Source organism: Paramuribaculum intestinale (genome assembly GCF_030759015.1).
In the GTDB taxonomy this organism is placed as follows: domain Bacteria; phylum Bacteroidota; class Bacteroidia; order Bacteroidales; family Muribaculaceae; genus Paramuribaculum; species Paramuribaculum intestinale.
The window spans coordinates 312,700-331,825 of sequence record NZ_CP098825.1 but is presented as its reverse complement, the minus strand read 5'-3'; the positions used below and the strand labels follow the sequence as shown (position 1 = coordinate 331,825).

General features: G+C 55.2%; 19 protein-coding genes. 6 read left to right on the top strand and 13 right to left on the bottom strand.

The features are described 5' to 3' along the window. The first annotated feature begins 17 nt into the window (after window positions 1–17). The gene (lpxB, locus tag NF347_RS01370; RefSeq protein WP_123542455.1) at window positions 18–1,172 is read left to right on the top strand and encodes a lipid-A-disaccharide synthase; all 1,155 of its coding nucleotides are present in this window, start codon (window positions 18–20) and stop codon (window positions 1,170–1,172) included. Then, entirely contained in the window at window positions 1,169–1,690 is a 522-nt protein-coding gene (locus NF347_RS01365; RefSeq protein WP_107035118.1) for a low molecular weight protein-tyrosine-phosphatase, read from the top strand. Before lpxB ends, NF347_RS01365 begins: the two co-directional genes overlap by 4 nt. Before the next feature lie 117 nt (window positions 1,691–1,807). On the opposite strand, the gene NF347_RS01360 is transcribed toward NF347_RS01365, so the two are convergent. The 6 genes from NF347_RS01360 to NF347_RS01335 all read right to left on the bottom strand — a co-directional run bounded on the left by NF347_RS01360 (window position 1,808) and on the right by NF347_RS01335 (window position 10,447). Further along, window positions 1,808–2,980: an OmpA family protein gene (locus NF347_RS01360; RefSeq protein ID WP_107035119.1), complete on the bottom strand. Its 1,173-nt coding sequence runs from the start codon at window positions 2,978–2,980 to the stop codon at window positions 1,808–1,810. Between the two features lie 150 nt (window positions 2,981–3,130). Then, on the bottom strand, window positions 3,131–5,161 hold the full coding sequence (locus NF347_RS01355; RefSeq protein ID WP_107681726.1) for a transketolase family protein: 2,031 nt from the start codon (window positions 5,159–5,161) through the stop codon (window positions 3,131–3,133). A 251-nt stretch (window positions 5,162–5,412) separates the two neighbouring features. Beyond that, complete coding sequence (locus NF347_RS01350; RefSeq protein ID WP_107035121.1) at window positions 5,413–6,753, bottom strand: MFS transporter; 1,341 nt, start codon at window positions 6,751–6,753, stop codon at window positions 5,413–5,415. 204 nt (window positions 6,754–6,957) lie between these two features. After that, on the bottom strand, window positions 6,958–7,617 hold the full coding sequence (locus tag NF347_RS01345) for a YggS family pyridoxal phosphate-dependent enzyme (protein WP_107035181.1): 660 nt from the start codon (window positions 7,615–7,617) through the stop codon (window positions 6,958–6,960). Window positions 7,618–7,622: 5 nt separating this feature from the next. Further along, window positions 7,623–8,084, bottom strand: a complete 462-nt coding sequence (locus NF347_RS01340) for a DUF4494 domain-containing protein (protein ID WP_161953381.1) — start codon at window positions 8,082–8,084, stop codon at window positions 7,623–7,625. 86 nt (window positions 8,085–8,170) lie between these two features. Next, window positions 8,171–10,447, bottom strand: a complete 2,277-nt coding sequence (locus NF347_RS01335) for a S8 family peptidase (RefSeq protein ID WP_107035123.1) — start codon at window positions 10,445–10,447, stop codon at window positions 8,171–8,173. Between the two features lie 162 nt (window positions 10,448–10,609). Here NF347_RS01335 and NF347_RS01330 point away from each other — a divergent pair, with 162 nt between their 5' ends. Genes NF347_RS01330 through NF347_RS01315 form a run of 4 tightly spaced genes read left to right on the top strand, consistent with a single transcriptional unit; the run spans window position 10,610 to window position 13,594 of the window. Continuing rightward, on the top strand, window positions 10,610–11,554 hold the full coding sequence (locus NF347_RS01330; RefSeq protein WP_107035124.1) for a 4Fe-4S binding protein: 945 nt from the start codon (window positions 10,610–10,612) through the stop codon (window positions 11,552–11,554). After that, window positions 11,551–12,345, top strand: coding sequence for a thymidylate synthase (locus NF347_RS01325; RefSeq protein ID WP_107035125.1), 795 nt, complete (start codon window positions 11,551–11,553; stop codon window positions 12,343–12,345). The genes NF347_RS01330 and NF347_RS01325 overlap by 4 nt, the downstream gene beginning before the upstream one ends. Continuing rightward, window positions 12,342–12,854, top strand: a complete 513-nt coding sequence (locus tag NF347_RS01320) for a dihydrofolate reductase (protein ID WP_107035126.1) — start codon at window positions 12,342–12,344, stop codon at window positions 12,852–12,854. The genes NF347_RS01325 and NF347_RS01320 overlap by 4 nt, the downstream gene beginning before the upstream one ends. After that, a complete protein-coding gene (locus tag NF347_RS01315) occupies window positions 12,851–13,594 on the top strand; it encodes a glycosyltransferase family 2 protein (RefSeq protein WP_107035127.1) in 744 nt (247 codons plus the stop codon). The genes NF347_RS01320 and NF347_RS01315 overlap by 4 nt, the downstream gene beginning before the upstream one ends. A 32-nt stretch (window positions 13,595–13,626) precedes the next feature. On the opposite strand, the gene neuC is transcribed toward NF347_RS01315, so the two are convergent. From neuC to NF347_RS01280, 7 genes are all read right to left on the bottom strand, one after another. Further along, window positions 13,627–14,808, bottom strand: coding sequence for a UDP-N-acetylglucosamine 2-epimerase (gene neuC, locus NF347_RS01310; RefSeq protein ID WP_107035128.1), 1,182 nt, complete (start codon window positions 14,806–14,808; stop codon window positions 13,627–13,629). Beyond that, window positions 14,805–15,812, bottom strand: coding sequence for an N-acetylneuraminate synthase (gene neuB / locus NF347_RS01305; protein WP_107035129.1), 1,008 nt, complete (start codon window positions 15,810–15,812; stop codon window positions 14,805–14,807). Before neuB ends, neuC begins: the two co-directional genes overlap by 4 nt. After that, complete coding sequence (locus NF347_RS01300) at window positions 15,809–16,129, bottom strand: 5' nucleotidase, NT5C type (protein WP_107035130.1); 321 nt, start codon at window positions 16,127–16,129, stop codon at window positions 15,809–15,811. The genes neuB and NF347_RS01300 overlap by 4 nt, the downstream gene beginning before the upstream one ends. A 27-nt stretch (window positions 16,130–16,156) precedes the next feature. Beyond that, entirely contained in the window at window positions 16,157–17,101 is a 945-nt protein-coding gene (locus NF347_RS01295; RefSeq protein WP_107035131.1) for an ATP-grasp domain-containing protein, read from the bottom strand. Window positions 17,102–17,197: 96 nt separating this feature from the next. Beyond that, window positions 17,198–17,551 carry a DUF4834 family protein gene (locus NF347_RS01290; protein ID WP_107035132.1) on the bottom strand — a complete coding sequence of 118 codons (354 nt, stop codon included), beginning with the start codon at window positions 17,549–17,551 and terminating at the stop codon, window positions 17,198–17,200. An 80-nt stretch (window positions 17,552–17,631) separates the two neighbouring features. After that, on the bottom strand, window positions 17,632–18,351 hold the full coding sequence (gene pssA, locus NF347_RS01285) for a CDP-diacylglycerol--serine O-phosphatidyltransferase (RefSeq protein ID WP_107035133.1): 720 nt from the start codon (window positions 18,349–18,351) through the stop codon (window positions 17,632–17,634). Window positions 18,352–18,374: 23 nt separating this feature from the next. Then, the gene (locus NF347_RS01280) at window positions 18,375–19,064 is read right to left on the bottom strand and encodes a phosphatidylserine decarboxylase family protein (protein ID WP_107035134.1); all 690 of its coding nucleotides are present in this window, start codon (window positions 19,062–19,064) and stop codon (window positions 18,375–18,377) included. Window positions 19,065–19,126 lie beyond the last annotated feature (62 nt).

The following is a 19,126-nucleotide window of genomic DNA, read 5'->3' as shown; positions in this document are numbered from 1 at the left end:
AATCACCGACATAACCGATGCACTATTTCCTCTCGGCCGGCGAAGCATCCGGCGATCTACACGCCGCACCACTGATAGCGGCCATACGCACACTCGACAATGAGGCCTGCTTCACATTCCTCGGCGGCGACCTCATGGCCGAAGCCGCGGCCACGCCACCGCTGATCCACTACCGCCACATGGCCTACATGGGATTCAGCGAAGTCATCCGCCATCTGCCGCAGGTTTTCGCCAATCTGCGCACCGCACGCGAAGCCGTGAGCCGCGAGCACCCCTCATGCCTCATTCTTATCGACTATCCGAGTTTCAACCTGAAACTCGCCGCCCATGCCCACGACCTCGGAATACCGGTCTACTGGTATATCGCACCCAAAGTTTGGGCATGGAAAGAATACCGCGTCAAAACGATCAGGCGACTCGTGCGCAGGGTGCTCTCGATACTTCCCTTTGAAACCGAATTCTTCCAGAGCCACGGCATCGACGCCCGCTACGTAGGCAACCCCTCGCTCGAAGAGATCGACGCACGACTCATCAGCCGCCCCACCCCCGACGAAATACGCCGTGCAGCCGGAGTGACTTCCGATCTGCCGCTGCTTGCGCTCGTTCCCGGAAGCCGGAAAGGCGAGATCCGCAACAATCTTCCCGTCATGCAGGCGGTAGCGTCGCTTCATCCCGGCCTACAGCCCGTCGTGGCCGGAGCACCCGGAATAGACCCTGCGTTCTACACACAGTTCACCTCGTTCCCGGTCATCGACAACCTGTCATTCCGGCTCATGGCGGCAGCAGAAGCCGCACTCGTAACCTCCGGCACAGCCACGCTCGAATGCGCACTCGCCGCGACGCCACAGGTTGTATGCTATCGCGCCAACGGATCGCGACTCTCCTATGCGATCATGAAGCGACTGATACACACTCGCTACGTATCCCTCCCCAACCTCATAGCCGACGCACCGGTGATCCCGGAGATGCTCCTCCATCACTGCAACGTGACCGAAGTCAACGACCGGCTCACCGACATACTCTCAGGTGCGCCCGGACGACGCCGACAACTCGACGGCTACACGGAAATCCGCCGACGGCTCGGAACGAGTCGGGCCGCGTCGACTGCCGCCGCCGAAATAATCGACGACCTTGTCACCCTTCAGAAACATCAAACGACAACATCCATATGAACATTCCATCCACGCAACTCCCTCCGATACCAGCCCAACGCCCCGTCCGCATACTTTTTGTCTGCCTCGGCAATATCTGCAGATCACCTGCCGCACACGGCATGATGCAGGCTCTTGTCGACAGCCGCCACATGTCCGAATCGTTTCTGATCGACTCGGCCGGCACAGGAGGCTACCACATCGGATCGCTGCCTGACTCACGGATGCGCGCCCACGCCCGCCGAAGAGGTCTGTCGCTTGACCACCGTTGCCGTCAGGTCTGCGAGTCAGATTTTACCGACTTCGACATAATCATCGGCATGGATGCCTCGAATATAGCCAATCTACGGCGCATGGCGCCCTCACCCGAAGCGATGGCCAAGGTAATCCCCATGTCGGCCTTTTTCAGCCTCGCCACCCGCTACGATCATGTACCCGACCCCTACTACGAGGGAGCGGAAGGTTTCGAGCTCGTGCTCGATCTCCTCGACGACGCCACTCTCAATCTTCTCGACACAATCGTAGCCGCCCGCGACTGAATCGGCCACACACCAACACACCGCCACATCGCCGTCCGATCTCCCCACGGATACATACAACGACAAAGCGGCGCGCCCCGTGGGGCACGCCGCTCGTTTTATCCTTGACTGGATGGATTACTTGTTCTCAACGATGGTCACTGCGCGGTCGAGCTGCACAGCCTTTTCACCGAGGTCGGTGAGGTTGCCGTTGTCGACAGTAGCGTTGAGCTGGCTCTCAGCCACACCGAAGCGAACGAGCTGACGCTGAACGCCGTTTACACGGGCGTGACGCAGACGGGTGTTGATAGCGTCGGTGCCGGTGTAGTTGTCGGCCCAGCCGGTGAGAGTGTAAGTCTTGCCGCTCTCCTTCATTACAGAAGCAACAGCGCGGAGCACGTTCACCTCACGGGTCGAAAGGCTCGACTTGCCGATAGGATAGTAGATGGTGGTCAGAGGCATAGCGGGGCACTCAGCCTTCTCTACCGGACGGTTCAGGCAGTCCTGGAGCTGACGCTCGAGGTCGGCGATGCGGGCGTTGGCAGCCTGCAGACGAGCCTCGATGGCGCTGCAGTCGGGAACTTCGGGGCAAACCGGAACAACGGGAGCGTCCCAGGTGCGCTTGTTGAAGTTGTAGGTAACACCTACATAAGCCTGCAGGTCACCTACTGTCTTCTTCTCAAACTTCACAGTCTCCTGCGGGCCGTCGAAAGTGCTGAAACGAACGTCGAGGAAGAGCTGTACAGCCTTCGATACGTTGAACGAGTTGATCCAGCCTGCGCGGAGCGAGGTGTTGAAGTTGTGAGCGTTTTTCCACTCGCCGCCGAGATAAGCAGTGGTCCAGTAAGCGCCACCACCGAAATAAACGGTCGAGTTGTAGATGCGGTCGGGGCGATAGCCACACCACCAGTTGGTGAGGTTGACCATTACGTCACCTACTACACCGAACTCGTTGAATTTCTGCTTCCAGTACTGGTTGTCATAACGAACGTCGTGCCAAACAGGAACCTCTGAAAGGCCCTTCATCTGTATGTAGTTGCCACCCAGACGAAGACCGATGATGGGCGAGAACCACTTGCCGACGTAGATCGACGCAGCGGGAGCAATTCTCTTGCCAAGACCCTCTTCAGAGTCAAACTTCGAGAACATTACACCTACGCCACCTTCACCGGTTACGAACCAATTGTTAGAGAAGCGATTGAACAGGTAACCCTGCGAAGGGTCCTGCACCGTCTGAGGTGCTTCCTGCGCAAAGGCCGATGCACCGAAAAGCATGGCGCAAGCAAGGCCAAGAATACTTCTTTTGAACATAGCTTTTGTGATGTTTATAAAAATGAAACGTGTAATTTGAAGTGCAAAGTTAACTAAAATTTCTTGAATTATTAACCTTTGCACTCATTTTGTGATATAAATATAACCACTGATCTTATATTTCACGAATTAGCTTCCATACAACCTCGGTCAACGACCGATAAAATTCTTTACGCGCTCCAGCACGGCCTCAGGCGTGAAGCCAAACTTCTCGTCGAGCACCTTGTAGGGAGCCGATGCACCGAAGCGGTCAAGACCAAACACCTGTCCGCCTACACCCACGACTTCACGCAGAGTCGAAGGCAGACCCGCAGTCAGTCCGAACACAGCCACACCCTCCGGAATACAGCTCTGACGATAGTCAGCCGGCTGGTCAAGGAACAGACCGATCGACGGAACCGACACCACCTGCGCTCTGACACCCTCGGCCTCAAGCAGCACGGCGACATCACACAGCAGCGACACTTCCGAGCCGTTACCCACCAGAGTGACATCGGGATTTGCAGCTTTACGCACCACATATCCGCCCTTCTTCATCTGAAGAGCCTCCTCGTAGCGGTCAGCACCAACCGGCTTCAGATCAGGCACATCCTGACGCGTGAGTATGAGAGCGGTCGGCGTATGTTTGTTCTCCATAGCCATTTCCCAGGCTATTGTCGCCTCGGCGCTGTCAGCCGGACGGAGCACAAGCAGAGAACGGCGGCCATTGAGATTGTGAAGCTCCTCGAGCAGCCTCATCTGAGCCTCATGTTCCACAGGCTCATGGGTGGGACCATCTTCGCCGACGCGGAAAGCATCGTGAGTCCACACATACTTCACCGGAAGCTCCATAAGAGCCGCCAGTCTGACAGCCGGCTTCATATAGTCGGAGAACACAAAGAATGTGCCGCATGCAGCGATCATGCCGCCATGAAGGGCAATGCCGTTCATGATCGAAGCCATTGTCAGCTCCGCTACGCCTGCGTGCAGGAACGCCCCGCTGAAATCACCGGGAGCAAAAGCACCTGTCTGCTTGAGGAAAGCTTCGGTCTTGTCGGAATTGGCCAGGTCTGCGCTCGACACTATCATGTTCTTCACTTTCTTGCCAAGCTCGGTCAGCACGTCGGCCGAAGCCGTGCGTGTGGCCACATTGGCCTTGTGAACGATCGAACGGTAGTCGATCTGCGGAAGAAGACCATCGATGAAATCGGCCAGCTGACGCGCCTTTTCAGGATTGGCGGCAGCCCAGGCCTTCTCTTCCTCGCGGCGGCGTGCCACGATCGCACGCAACTCGCTGCGGCGTGCCTCATAAAGAGCCTTCACCTCCTCGCGGATCACCCAAGGATTCTTCGGATCTCCGCCAAGATTCTCTATAGTCTTGTCGACATCGGCGCCACTCTTGCTCAACGGCTGGCCGTGAGTCGAACACTGGCCTTCGAAATTCGAGCCGTCGGCTGTCACACAACCGCGGCCCATCACCGTATGGCCGATTATGAGAGTCGGCTTGTGACGCTCGGCATGAGCCTTACGCAATGCACCGGCGAGAGCTTCAGGATCAGTGCCGTCACACTCTATCACATGCCAGTGCCATGCGCGGTACTTCGCTGCATAATCCTCATTATCGACAGCGTCAACATCGGTCGAAAGCTGAACTTTGTTGCTGTCATAGAACATTATCAGGTTACTCAGACCCAGATATCCGGCTATGCGTCCCGCACCCTGGGAGATCTCCTCCTGAATACCGCCGTCGGATATGAATGCGTATGTCTTGTGCTGCATCCAGTCGCCGAAGCGGGTCGCGAGGAAACGTTCGGCGATAGCCGCGCCGACTGCCATCGTGTGACCTTGGCCAAGCGGACCCGAAGTATTCTCAACGCCTCTCTGAGGATTGACCTCGGGATGTCCGGGAGTCACGCTGCCCCACTGGCGGAACTGCTGCAGCTCCTCCATAGTGTAGTTGCCTGTCAGAGCCAGGACGCCGTAAAGCATCGGCGACTGGTGTCCCGGATCAAGAAAGAACCGGTCACGGGCTATCCATGTCGGATCATCGGGATCTGTCACCAGAAACTGCGAGTAGAGCACGTTGACGAAGTCGGCTCCACCCATCGATCCGCCGGGATGTCCCGATTTGGCCTTTTCGACCATCGCTGCGGCAAGCACCCTGATATTGTTGGCGGCCGCGTCCATTGTCTTTCTGTCCATATCTTTTGATATCGGTATGTTCGGTTTTGAGCCACAAAGTTACTCAAATGCACTCACAATTGCAAATAATTGTCAAAAACTCACCACACGTTATTTCCAGGGATAATCCCGTCCGACATCACCGTCCGACATCACCGCCCGAACACACCCCTAAACTCATACCGCCGCATATAACGATCCCGGACTCTGCGTGATGTCGCAGTGTCCGGGATCATCTATATCATAGCAGCCGGATCAGGACGGCCGCTGTATCAGTCGGCTACCGGAATATCCGTATTTACATTCTTCGAACCTATCAGCGCGTAGTAGAGGATATACACCGCACAGCCCAGCGGAACGAAGTAGCTGATCAGGTAGTTGCAGGAGAAGTCTGCCACCCAGGCCTGAATAGCCACCATTACCGCACAACCGAACACCATGGTCATGAATGCGCCTGAAGCAATAGCAGTGTATTTGCCCAGACCCTCCACAGCCATGTTGAAGATACCTCCCCACATGACCGATGTGCAAAGACCCACGAGAATGAAGGCGAAGATACCCACCGGCACTTCGGCCCAGATCATCTCAAGCTTCGCCCAGTCTACACCGGGGATATTCACGAGCCAGGTCTGAGGAGCGAACATACCGAACAGTATCAGCACAATCGCTGCGGTAGATGCCACTGTGATCATCTGCTTCGAGGACACTTTCGAGCCGATGGCGCCTCCGACGAAGCGTCCGACAAGCATCATCAGCCAGTAAACAGCCACGATCAGACCCACTATGCCGGCGTCCATCCCCAGACCGGGAGTCACGGCATCCTGTGCGGCGGTAAGATACTGGAGAATATAGGTCGGCACACCAACTTCGATTCCCATATAAAGGAATATCGCGAGAATACCGAGCTTGAAGTGGCGGAAAGAGAAAGCACTGTACTTGTCCTTCTGTCCCGGAGCGAGCTTCTTTGCATGCTCTTTCTCCTCGATCTTCTTGAGGTCGGCCTGCTCGGGCTCGTCGATCTTGGTGAACAGTATCACCACGAAAGCAATGATGAATATGCCGCCGGCAATGAAGAGCGCCGGAGTGGCATCGCTCACGGTAGCCTTGGTGGCATCGGCAATAAGAGCGCCCATGATTATATAGACTGCAACAGCTGCCGCACTGTTGAACACGCCGCCGATCTGTATCAGCTGGTTGCCTCTGTTACCGCCGCCACCGAGGATGTTAAGCATCGGGTTGACAACCGTATTGAGCATACACATGCAAAGGCCGCCGATGAAGGCGCCGACAAGATAAACGGCAAAAGCTGCGCCACGCATGCTTTCCCAGCCGCTCATCCACTGCACGAAGATACCGACTATGCCGACTATCAGGGCTATGAGGGCCGTGCGCTTATAGCCCACTTTTTTCAGAAGCATGCCGGCGGGAATACCCATCAGCAGGTAAGCGATAAAGTTGCCGTAGTTACCGATCTGTGCCTGGAGATTGCTGGCACCAAACTGATTTTTCACAATGACAGCCATCGGCGAACACAGATTGGTCACGAAGGCAATCATAGCAAACAGGGCTATCATCACGATGATGGCACCCCATTGTTTTTTCTCGTTGCTCATAATTGATGTGGTATTGATTTGTTTGATAAGTAAATCACATTGATTGTTGTATCATCGGCGATCATGCATCCCGACGGTTTTTGTCCGAAGCCGAGGGGCATGCAACCGGCCTACCGTGACGGTTTTCATGGCATCTGAAGCAAAAACTTGTCAAAGTTAACCATTTTTTTGTTTTCAGCCCCTATTCCATCGCATTTTTTTGCCTCAGCGCTCGCCGAAAATATCACTGCCGATTCTCACCATCGTGCTGCCTTCCTCGATAGCCAACGCACGGTCATGACTCATGCCCATGCTGACGGTATCAAACTGCGGCTGCCCGGAGGCCGCTCCATGCCGCAGGGCGTCGAAACTCCCTCTTATAGCCTTGAAATCGGCCCTCACCCTCGTTTCATCGTCGGTATTCGACGCCATCCCCATCACGCCACGGAGCCTCACCCCCGGCATCGTCAGCGCCTCGCGGGCGGCCTGCTCCATCTCATCAGGCAGAAATCCGGTCTTGGTTTCCTCACGCGCCACATGCACCTGCAGCAATACGTCCACACGACGTCCGGCCTTCACAGCGGCATCGCTGACAGCCCTGAGCAGACGCAGCGAATCAATGCTCTGTATCATATCGGCCACTGCCACCACCTGCTTCACCTTGTTGGTCTGCAGATGACCTATGAAATGCCACTCTATGTCGGTCGGCAGAGCCGCTGCCTTCTCCTGCAGCTCCTGCGCCCGGCTTTCGCCAAACACCCGCTGACCGGCGGCATAAGCCTCCATAACGGCCTCTGACGGATGAAACTTGCTTACGGCAGTCAGCTCCACCCCTTGGGGCAGAGCCGACTTTATTTCCTGAATTCGGGAGGCTATATCCGACATCATTGTCATTCCTCCTTTGCAGCGGGAATGGTTCCGAGCTTGGCCTTGTAGACATCCATCAAGGGAGTCTCGGCTATCGACTGTATCTCGAAATCGGCCATAGTCCCCTCCATGCCGGCCATAAAATTGTCGTATGCGCCTTTCAGATCATTGCCGGCAGTGAGGATGAGCGTCGAAGTCTTCTTCTCGACAGCGGTCTTTTCGTCGATGGTCACAAAAGCCACCTTCACAAGATACCATTTGTCGGCCGAATCATCCCAGAATATTTCCGAGATCTTGGTGCGCTTGACGGCACTCACCGAGAAGTCGCCGGAGATGAACGGAGTCTGCTCCTCAATGATGCGGCTTTCAGCCTCGGTGAACGAAAGGGCGTCCACCAGATAAGGCTCGGTCACCTTCTTGACCACACCGTTTTCCATCATCTTGTCATATCTCACTTTGCATTCAAACCAGTTTGCCATTTCAATATTACGTTTTATTGTTTATCGTTTTGCGGTCTGCAAAGTTAGCAATCACAAGCCACCATTTACAATTAAAAATTCCTAAAAAAACATCATCTCACTACCACCTTACGGCTGATCATCGCGCCCGAATTGCCTTCGACCGTCAGCACATATACACCCGGAGCCATGCCCGATGTAGCGATCGTCACCGTGCCGCCGCTGCCCTTGGCCGTACCGGCCGACTGACCCGCTATCGACGTCAGTGTTGCTCTCAGACCGGCCTCTCCGGCTATTCCGGCCACTATACATCCGTCGGACTGCTCCATTGAGAACCGTCTTTCGGTATCGGCCGTCACATCACCGATCGACGACGGCATCCCGAGCAGCTTGCGCATGGCGTTCTCGGCATCAAGCCGGCCTGCGCCCCACTTCAAAGCCACCGGTTCGGTGTCGGCCGGCATCGCCTGAGCCGTGCTGACCAGAAGATCACGCACTCTGTCGACAGTGAGAGTAGGATCCTGCTCAAGCAACAGGGCCACCACGCCGCTCACGTATGGAGTAGCCATTGAAGTGCCCTGCATCTGTCCCCAGTAGTCAGTACGCGACGCCTTCATCGCACCGCTGAGACCACTGCGGTCAACTTTAGCCGACAGATCGCCTGACGACGGCCCTGTAGCCTTGACCCACGGCGTGCTGACGCTTGAGATTACCGTCATGCCCGGAGCACACAGTTCCGGAAGTTTTTTCCCTGAAAATGTCGTGCCGTAGGATGTAAACGAGCTTACGCCGTCGACAGGATATGCCTGTTCATCGAATCCCATTATCGTCCCTTGAAGCACCGGAAATGTATTGCGGCTGTTGTATGAACCGACTACAATGACGTTCTCGCCACAGGCCATGCTGCTTATACTCTCCGCCGGACTGCCGGCCACATACCCCGTCAGCCCGCGGTTGCCGAACGTCAGCATATCACCGTTGTCCGACGATATGAAGGCACTCGCTCCCTGGCCGGCTGCCCCTTCGATCGTCAACATCGGCACAAACTCGGGATTTGTCAGGCTCTTGGCCGTCAGATCAAGATAAAGCGACGCCCGATAGCGGTTATTGCCATCCTCAACACCCGACTCCACTACGATGTAGGAATCACTGGAAAACGCCGACGCAAACAGAGACGACGTCACCGAAGTGCCACTCCCGCCGACGGTAATTCCATCCTGTGCGGACGCAATAGGATAACTGTATGTAACCTGCCCGGTTTTGACATTCAATATATTGAAAACCACAGCCACCGGATCAGACGTATCGCTCCATACCTGTACGAAACCGTTCCAGCTTGTATTGCCGTCGGTCACCGGAAGGGTCGACACCTTACCGGCTCCGGCCGAAAAATCAGCCCGCAGCGACACGTCCGACATACCGTCGTTGCCTGCGGCCATCACGATAATCATATCCTTGCCAAGCTCTGCCAGATATCGGTCAACGACGTCAGTGCCGTCATGAGGCCCGAGCACACTTCCAAGACTCAGGTTGAACACAGCCGGACGACCCTGCGACTTGGCATAACCCAACACTTTCTGAGCCGCATCCATGATATTTGCGTCGTAGAGAGTTCCCACTCCGACAGCATATTCGGCACCGCGTGCCAGACCATAGTAAGTATTGTTGGCACTCACCACCATCGGCTGACCGTTATACGACTTCACCATATCGCAGCCCTTATTGTAGGCACCGCCCATTATACCCGCCACATGAGTGGCATGGGTCGACTGCGTATTGTCCGTCGACAACGACGCGATGGCCGAAGGCGTATCATAAACCGTCGGGGCAGCGCCCTCCGTATTGCCGTAGACCCATACCCGGCTGACACGCGACGACGTCTGGTCGGAATTCAGAAAATTTATATGGTTGGGATCAAAACCCTGATCCATCATGCCGAGCACCACTCCCGATCCGTTATAGTTTTTCGGAAGACTGTACGACGTGCCGCTCATCACCCTGTTGGCCTTCGATGCCGTCCGGGCCTTGTCGAGCGCCAGACGGGCTCGGCCGCCAACCGACAGACGCCTTACAGCCTTGTCGCCGGCCACCTTCATCAGATCAGCCGTACACAAGCTGACGATAGCCATATCACCGCGGCGGTCCATCACCTCCACGCCTTCGATCTGCGCGGCATCATATCCGTCGGCAAGCTCCACTATGGCAAGCATCGTTTCAGGCACCTTCTTGCGCGGTGTCAATCCTTGCGCACGCGACTGCTGCGACGCCTGATACTGTTCGAACAGCACCTGCCCCGCAAAATTCACCTTTCCGGCGGCATCCTGTGCCGAAGCCGTCACCAGCAGCGACGCCCCTGCCATAAAAGACAGGATTGCATTACGAGTATTCATTATCTGTTAGGCTTTAGATTATCTATTACACCACATGACGCTGATCAGACACCACACGAGGTATAGGTTGCAAATATAGGTAAAAAATGCCGTAAATATCATAATTTTTCGTATGTTTGCGTCCGCAAAATCACTTTTTTACGGCAGTCTCCCCACATATCGATGATTAACAAAGCATTGCGCATCGGTCGAATTATTGTTTCACTGACGGTCTTCATCCTGTTGACCGCCGGACTCACCGTCGCATCTGTCGCCATCGATCCCATAGCCGCATGGATCAGCCGCATACAGCTGCTCCCGGCAGTGGCCACATTCTCCATCGGAGTGTTTGTCGTGTGGCTTATCATCACACTGGTGTTGGGGCGCGTTTACTGCTCATCAGTCTGCCCCATAGGGTTGATACAGGATGCTTCGGCCCGTTTGTTCCACCGTCAAAAGATCTACCGCTACCGGAAGCCATTCAGCCCCCTTCGCCACACGGTGCTTGCCGTCACCGTAGTCTGCCTTATGACAGGGCTGATTGCCGTGCCGGCATTTGTCGATCCCTATACGCTCTACCTGCGCTTCTGCTCCGATTGCATCGTGCCGGTGGCCAACGCCCTCGGATCCGCACATCCCGCATCACCGCCCTATGATCCGCTCGACACTCCCCTCACACGCGCAATGGCCGGATCAGCCCTCGGCATCGCACTGACACTGATGGTCATGGCTGTGATCATACTCGTAAGCGCACGATCAGGACGTCTGATATGCTCCACGGTATGCCCCGTAGGCACTACTCTCGGATTTGTCAGCCGGTTTGCAATATTCCAGATCGACATCGACACCGACAAATGCATCCAGTGCCGACGATGTGCCGACGTATGCAAGGCCGAGTGCATCGACCTCAACGACCATGTTGTCGACGGATCGAGATGCGTCAACTGCTTCGACTGCATCAACGTATGCCCCAACGACGCCATACATTACACCACACGGCGCAAACAACTGTCGATACCGCTCATGCAGAGCGTAAAAAATATCAATTCCAAAACCGAAGCCACACTCGACACCGCCGCACCGGAGTGCGACAAGGCATCACCACCACACGAAAACGACCTGCGATGAAACAATACCTCGATCTTCTGAAGACCGTCATGCAGAGCGGCACCGACAAATCGGACCGCACCGGCACCGGCACCAGATCCATATTCGGCTACCAGATGAGATATAATCTTGCTGAAGGATTTCCGTTGCTGACCACCAAGAAGCTGCATCTGAAATCGATCATCCATGAGTTGCTCTGGTTTCTCAACGGCGACACGAATGTGAAATATCTGCAAGACAACGGAGTCAGGATATGGAACGAATGGGCCGGACCCGACGGCGACCTCGGCCACATCTATGGATACCAGTGGCGACAGTGGCCCGACTACCGGGGAGGGCACATCGACCAGATCGCAGAAGCGATCCACACCATAAAGACCAACCCCGACTCCCGACGCATTATCGTCAGCGCATGGAATGTGGCCGACCTACCGCAGATGCACCTGCCGCCGTGTCACGCATTCTTCCAGTATTACGTGGCCGACGGACGCCTCAGCCTGCAACTATATCAGCGTAGCGCCGACTGCTTTCTCGGAGTCCCGTTCAACATCGCCTCATACGCCCTTCTGCTCATGATGACCGCACAGGTCACCGGACTGCAAGCCGGCGATTTCATCCACACCCTTGGCGACGCCCACATCTACCGCAACCATTTCGAGCAAGTGGAGCTGCAGCTGTCACGCGATCCCCGCCCGCTCCCGCGCATGATCATCAACCCCGATGTCAAGTCGATATTCGACTTCAATTACGATGACTTCCGGCTTGAAGACTACGATCCGCATCCCCACATCAAAGCCATTGTAGCCGTATGACTTCGACCGACAACCGACAGACAGTTTCACTGATAGCCGCCGTGGGGCGCAACAATGAGATCGGATGCCGCGGCGACCTCGCGTTTCATATACGTGCCGATCTGCGACACTTCAAAGAACTGACCATCGGCAAGCCCGTGGTAATGGGGCGCCGCACATTCGAGTCGCTCCCTAAAGGCGCGCTTCCGCAGCGCCGCAATATCGTCATCACTACCGACACCGGCTATAGTGCGCCCGGCATAGAAACCGCCGCTTCGCTCCAACAGGCGCTCGCCATGACTGCCGACGCACCCGAAACCATGATCATAGGCGGCGGCATGGTCTATTCAGAGGCTATGCCGGTCGCATCGCGCATATACCTCACCGAAGTAGACGCATCGCTCGACGAGGCCGACACGTTTTTCCCTGAGATAGACCGCAATCAGTGGACCGCCACATCGCAATCCGACACATTCACCGACGAACCCACCGGCCTGTCATATCGGTTTATCAACCTGCACCGATTGTGATTCTTCAGGTACTCATAGCGGCCTATGGTCGCGACGGCATCATCCGAGCCGCCAGCCTTGATCTGCCCGCAACCGACGGAGTGGGCTATATCATCGGATGGCAAAGAGCCGGATGCGTCATGGACATACCACCACAGCTCAGACGCCCGGACATTGACGTGATAGCTACCGATACAATCGGATTGGCCGCGAACCGCAACATCTTGCTTGACCACGCTTCGGCGCCTTATCTTAAATTCTCTGACGACGACGTGACGCTGACCGAACAGGATCTTACCGATCTGATCAAGGCGTTTGACAACTATCCCGACGCCGATATACTGCTCACACGGTTCGGATCACCCACACGCACACCGTCAGCACCGGCAAACACATTTGTCATACAGGACGCGCCACGCGGCTATTGGCCGTCGGCCATAGAGATCAACATCAGGAGATCAAAAGTGGCATTGAGGTTCGACACACGGTTTGGCCTAAACTCATCGCGCTACCCTTATGGAGAAGACGACATCTATATCGTCGACGCCATCCGTAGCGGACTGACCGTGAGATATGTCCCTGTCATGGTAGGACGGCACGAGCATCTGTCGTCAGGCGAGCGAATACATCCACTTGACCGAAAGTTTCTTGCCACCAAGACTGCCGTTCTCAGACGGCTGCACCCTTTTTCATGGCCACTGCGCATCATGGCGCATATAATCAGATCTCTCAAAGATCAGTTCACGGGCCGCAGACCGTAGCCGCACCGTATGCCCACAGCCGCAACAGCCGCTCACCACGCTACATCATAGAACGGCTTGAACGCCGGCAAAGGGAGCGGCGTAGAGAGCAGCACTTTCATTATCGCCTCAAGAGTTCCGTGAAAAGCATAGGGATTGTCTGGATTGCGCCGGCAGCGGTCGCGCATCTCCCGGCTCATGACCATATCGAGTCCGGCCGATATATCGCCGCGCGTAGCCTCGCAATTGACAATCGTGGCACCCTGAGCACGACCTCGCTGACGATTGCCGATGTTTAGCGTCGGCACTCCCATCGACGGAGCTTCTGTCAGCCCGCTCGATGAATTACCCACCACTGCCATGCAATGCCTTAGAGCGGAATAGTACCGTGCTCTGCCAAGCGAAGCCACCGCTTTCACACACCCCGGATGCCGCTGCGCCCATGCCGCGATCAACGATGCCACCGTATCCCCCTCCGAATCAGAATTGGGCATTGTGAACAACACCTTCGTCTGCCCCAGACGCTCTTCAAGAGCCTCAAGCAAAGCTCGGGTCTGCGCTGCGGCCTGTCCGGGCTCAAGCGTGACAGGATGGAATGTGGCGAGCAGGAATTCGTCCGAAAGGCTCATGCCCAGGCTCTCCTCCAGTTCGCCGAGTGTCATGACCGACATCGAAGCGATATTGTCGGCACCGAGAGCCCCGACCCTGTAAACTGTCGACGGATCCTCACCCATGGCGATGATACGACGACGATATTCTTCGGTCGAAGTGAAATGAATACGCGAGAGCTTTGTAATGGCATGACGTATGGAATCATCGTAGGCTCCCTCCGTGATCTCGCCCCCATAAAGATGAGCCACCGGAACCCCCATGATCATTGCAGCCGAAGCGGCAGCAAGCATTTCGTATCTGTCGCCGAGAATCACGCATATATCCGGCTTAAGCCTGTCGAGGGCATCAGCCATTCCCCCCAGACACTGCGACATGGACTTGACGGTCGACCGCCGGTCGTCGCCTGACAGATCCATCTCCACCCGCTCATCGACATGAAGCCCTTCGGCCGTAATCTCGTCGACCGTCATGCCATGTCGAGCCGAGAGGTGCATGTTGGTAGCCACTATCTGGAGCGTGACACCTTCAACCTGGCTTAGATCCTTCATCAGCCGGCTCATGATACCGAAATCAGCTCTTGTACCGGTGATAAAACAAATCTTGCGTGGCGAGATCGCTTTCATCTCAGTTCTATCAGTTCGTCAGGTTCGAAATCGCGCGGAGCCTCAAGTCCTACCACCGTATCCCACAGCATCGGACTGATTCCGTTGCCCGGACGTTTTACGGTAAGATTGTCGTGGCTGAATCGCTCGCCTTTGCTGATCGGGCGAGCGGCTATGATACTCTTGCGCGCTATCGCAATATTTTTGCGCTCGGAGCGACTGACCTCCTTACGACCCGAGCCAAGTGCCGCCTCGGTATGACGGATCGCCGACACCATCGCCTTGAGTTCCGCCGGTTCGAGCGAAGCCACATGATCAGGGCCCGGAAGTGTCTTGTCGAGAGTGAAATGCTTCTCTATCACCTCGGCTCCCATAGCCACCGCTGCCACCGGCACCTCAATGCCGAGCGTATGATCGCTGTAACCCACACGGCAACCGATCGCATCGCGCAGCGTAAGCATTGCCCGCAGGTTTACGTCGGTATATGGCGTCGGATATTCCGTATTGCAATGGAGCAGCGTTATCATATCGAGCGTAAGACCGCCGTCAAGCAGCACACCCACCGCGTCGTCGACCTCGCCAAGCCTACTCATGCCGGTCGACATCACCACCGGCTGCCCCATCGACGCGATCTTGCGCAGATATGGCAGATTGGTGATCTCGCCCGAAGGTATCTTCCACAGATCCATCTCCAGTGGCTTCAGTATGTCGATTGAGTCAAGATCGAAAGGAGTCGACAAAAAACGTATCCCTATGCTGTCGCAATACTCCTTCAATGGCTTGAAGTCATCGGGCCGCAGCATTATCTTTCTCACCATGTCGAGCTGACTCTCCGACGTCCCGGTGTTGTGCTTCTGATATTCAGCCTGCTCGGCCCGTACGGAAATCACATTTTCGGGGATTCCGGTCTGAAACTTTACGTAATCGGCGCCGGCGTGTTTTGCCTCGTCGGCCAGCCTGCAGGCCATTTCTAAAGATCCGTTGTGGTTCACTCCGGCCTCCGCTATTATCACTACCTTGCTCATTGCTTTGTATCGATCAGTTGTTTGCGTATCCCGTCCCATCCCATATCGCGCGGATTGACCGAACGGTCGTCGATCCACAGATCGCCTACCGGCTTGCCCAACATCAGCTGGTGGTATTTCACCCCATGTCGCCGAAGCCAGTCTACCGTCACCTCATATTCGGCCCATGTCCGGGCTGAATAGATTATTATCGTGTCGCCACGGTCATACAATTCATTGACCGTTTCGACCGCTCCGGGAATCGGTTCGGCCAGCGGTCGGGAGAACTGCCTCATCTCCCTGCATATCGTTCCGTCAAGATCTATCACTATCTGCATAAGACAAACTGAATCAAATAAAAAATATCAGAACACCACCTCCTCGAGATAACGCGCCACGAGAGTATTGTCGCGCCAGTTGTCGACAGGCTCCATCCGTTCGCCAAGAGTTTCACCTATCAGCATGTCGGCTATACCCGATCCGGCTCCTATCGAAGTGACCACGCCGCCTCCAAGACGCGGGTTGACCTCCATCACCATGGTATGACCCGACTTTCGGTCGCGTATCAGCTGCACTGTCACAGGCCCGCGGAACAAACCGGAGGCAAGCACCCTGCGGGCAAGCTCCATCAGCGCTTCATCCTTGACGGTTACGCTTCTCGTCACTTCGCCTCCGGCGGTCTCGAGTCTGATTCGCGGCACTACCGAAAGCACCCTGCCGTCAACACCGACATAGCAGTCTACCGTCACCTCCTCGGCATTATCGATATATTTCTGAGCCATATAGCCCGGCGCATCCAAATTTTCAGGGATGTCCGACATGCGGCGGCACACGACAATACCCTTGGAAGCCGAACCGTGCCTGGGCTTGAGGATAACCGGGAGCGATGATGCGCCGAAAGGCAGTTCTACACGATCAGGCACCGGAAGCGAATGAGCCCGGAACCATCCGTCGGCCTCCCCTTTGTCGAACATCACTCTGCACAGAGCGCCATCCGACACTGGAACAAAAGCGTTGACCGTACCGGCCAGAGATGCTGCGACCTCAACCGCCGGGTCGACAAAAGGCAATACCAGATCGACCTGTTCACTACTGATCACATGGCGGATATCGTCGACAACACCGGCATCGGCAAACCTCAGTCCTTTGATCACACGGCCTACGGATGCTATCGGCACACTGCATTCCAGCTCGTAGGAAAGTATGTCAAGAGTCAAGCCACGACGGGCGGCGGCAGCCTGCAGATGCCGCGCTACCGATACACGCTTGGCACCGCCGAGCATCAACACACATAGATTATTGCTTTTCATGCAGCAAAGTTAGTAAATTTTCCTGCATTATCGATCCGTCGACCCGACCGCCATTCGCACAAACAGCAATACGGCACCGAAGAGAACCGGATCCGGTCATTCCTTCGGAGGCAGATCCTCCCATTCAACGTCGGTCACCTGTGATTCGGTGACAACCGTAGTTTTTTTATCGCCGTCAGGTGATGTCGAAGATCTCTCCTCGGATATTTCGTCGAAAGCGACATACTCACCCATATCACGGCTGAATACCTTACGATGAACCGGCGCGGACTCCTGCCTGCGGCGTGACCGGTAATTACCCGTGTCGCCGGAGCGCCTGTACGACGACGCTCCCTGCTCGAAAGCCGACCGAGCCTCACGTCGCAAACGGTTCATTGTCTGCCACACCTTGAACGCCGGACGCAGCAGATAAAAAAGAAATATCAGTAAAAGTATCAGAAAAATACTCATAGTTCGCAGTTAATAAACGGTTATGAGGCCAGATATGTTCGGCAGCCCTCCCCTTGGGCTGTAGCAATAGATTCAACGGATCACTCCGAAACAATCCGCTTCTTGCTTGCCAGCGAAACGACCACGTAAAACAGCATCGCCCATGCCAAGCCCGAAACGCCTTCGGTCACGACAAACAGCAATGTGGCCAGAATGATGACATAACGGGTAAAATTCTCACGCCAACCGAAATTGACAAACTTGAGCGAATACATCGGCCGCGAGCATATCATCAGCGAGGAGAACGCTATAAGTATCAGCGCCGTAGGCATATCCCCAAGATACATATTGGCATGATTCCATGCCACAAAACCGATCCAGAAAATAGCATTGGCCGGAATCGGAATACCGATAAAATATGTTGTCTGACGGTCATCGATATTAAACCGCGCAAGACGCAGAGCACCGAAAAGCACTATGACCAGCGAACAGAACGCCCACCAGGTCCACCCACCGTGGAAATACTCTACTGTGTTAAACATCAACAGAGCAGGAGCCAGGCCAAAACTTATCAGATCCGACAGCGAGTCGAGTTCCTTGCCGAGCAGTGAATATACGTGCAGCCGACGGGCCATGGCTCCATCAGCGAAATCAAACACTGCCGAGGCTGCCATGAGCACAAACGCCCACTGATAGCCCGACAATGGGCCGAAGACCTCTTGATAGTGAAACGCAAACACACATGCGCAGGCACCGCTGAGAAGATTCAGACAGGTGATGGAATTAGGTATATTGGCTTTTACGCGGGTAAATATTGACATTGGGGCTTGATTGGAGAAACACTTTACGAATTTGACTGGGATGGATCGCGCAGACGCGCCACTTCAGTGATTCCACCCACCGTCTTGTCGCCGATTTTCACAAGTATTTCGGTATCCAGAGGCAAAAATATATCGACCCTCGATCCGAATTTTATAAAACCGAGATGATCTTCAATGCTGGCTTCTTCACCGACTTCGGCATAAGTCACTATACGCCGGGCTACAGCTCCGGCTATCTGCCTGACGAGAACGTCGCTGCCATTGCTGGCACGGATCAGAATCGTCGACCGTTCGTTTTCCAGACTCGCCTTGGGAAGATAAGCCGACAGGAAACGGCCGGAATGATGACGCACGAGCTTCACAACACCGTTGACCGGAAACCAATTGGCATGAACATTGACCACCGACATAAACACCGAAAGCTGTATCACGTCGCGATGCAACACTTCACTCTCATAGACCTTCTCCAAAGCTACCACGCGCCCGTCGACCGACGATACGACAAGCGAGTCAGTCACCTTGCCGGGGAAATGACGGCGAGGCGAACGGAAAAAATTCACTACCAAGAGATAGAACACTCCCGATACCGATGTGAACACGATGGGGATTGCCGCCGGACGGATAAACATCCACGCCGAAGCATTGACCACCGACAGTATCAGCAGCAGAACAATCAGAATATTGGTTCCTTCTCTATGTATCTTGACTTTCATCGCAGGCTTAGGGTCAGGTTACAGGCGCTCACATCTCAGAAACGCCATATTCGCCATTTAGC

Bases quoted from the DNA above. Each gene is read 5' to 3' on its own strand.
- lpxB (WP_123542455.1), top strand. From the start codon at position 18: ATGCACTATTTCCTCTCGGCCGGCGAAGCATCCGGCGATCTACACGCC.
- NF347_RS01365 (WP_107035118.1), top strand. From the start codon at position 1,169: ATGAACATTCCATCCACGCAACTCCCTCCGATACCAGCCCAACGCCCC.
- NF347_RS01360 (WP_107035119.1), bottom strand. From the start codon at position 2,980: ATGTTCAAAAGAAGTATTCTTGGCCTTGCTTGCGCCATGCTTTTCGGT.
- NF347_RS01355 (WP_107681726.1), bottom strand. From the start codon at position 5,161: ATGGACAGAAAGACAATGGACGCGGCCGCCAACAATATCAGGGTGCTT.
- NF347_RS01350 (WP_107035121.1), bottom strand. From the start codon at position 6,753: ATGAGCAACGAGAAAAAACAATGGGGTGCCATCATCGTGATGATAGCC.
- NF347_RS01345 (WP_107035181.1), bottom strand. From the start codon at position 7,617: ATGTCGGATATAGCCTCCCGAATTCAGGAAATAAAGTCGGCTCTGCCC.
- NF347_RS01335 (WP_107035123.1), bottom strand. From the start codon at position 10,447: ATGAATACTCGTAATGCAATCCTGTCTTTTATGGCAGGGGCGTCGCTG.
- NF347_RS01330 (WP_107035124.1), top strand. From the start codon at position 10,610: ATGATTAACAAAGCATTGCGCATCGGTCGAATTATTGTTTCACTGACG.
- NF347_RS01325 (WP_107035125.1), top strand. From the start codon at position 11,551: ATGAAACAATACCTCGATCTTCTGAAGACCGTCATGCAGAGCGGCACC.
- NF347_RS01320 (WP_107035126.1), top strand. From the start codon at position 12,342: ATGACTTCGACCGACAACCGACAGACAGTTTCACTGATAGCCGCCGTG.
- neuC (WP_107035128.1), bottom strand. From the start codon at position 14,808: ATGAAAGCGATCTCGCCACGCAAGATTTGTTTTATCACCGGTACAAGA.
- neuB (WP_107035129.1), bottom strand. From the start codon at position 15,812: ATGAGCAAGGTAGTGATAATAGCGGAGGCCGGAGTGAACCACAACGGA.
- NF347_RS01300 (WP_107035130.1), bottom strand. From the start codon at position 16,129: ATGCAGATAGTGATAGATCTTGACGGAACGATATGCAGGGAGATGAGG.
- NF347_RS01295 (WP_107035131.1), bottom strand. From the start codon at position 17,101: ATGAAAAGCAATAATCTATGTGTGTTGATGCTCGGCGGTGCCAAGCGT.
- NF347_RS01290 (WP_107035132.1), bottom strand. From the start codon at position 17,551: ATGAGTATTTTTCTGATACTTTTACTGATATTTCTTTTTTATCTGCTG.
- pssA (WP_107035133.1), bottom strand. From the start codon at position 18,351: ATGTCAATATTTACCCGCGTAAAAGCCAATATACCTAATTCCATCACC.
- NF347_RS01280 (WP_107035134.1), bottom strand. From the start codon at position 19,064: ATGAAAGTCAAGATACATAGAGAAGGAACCAATATTCTGATTGTTCTG.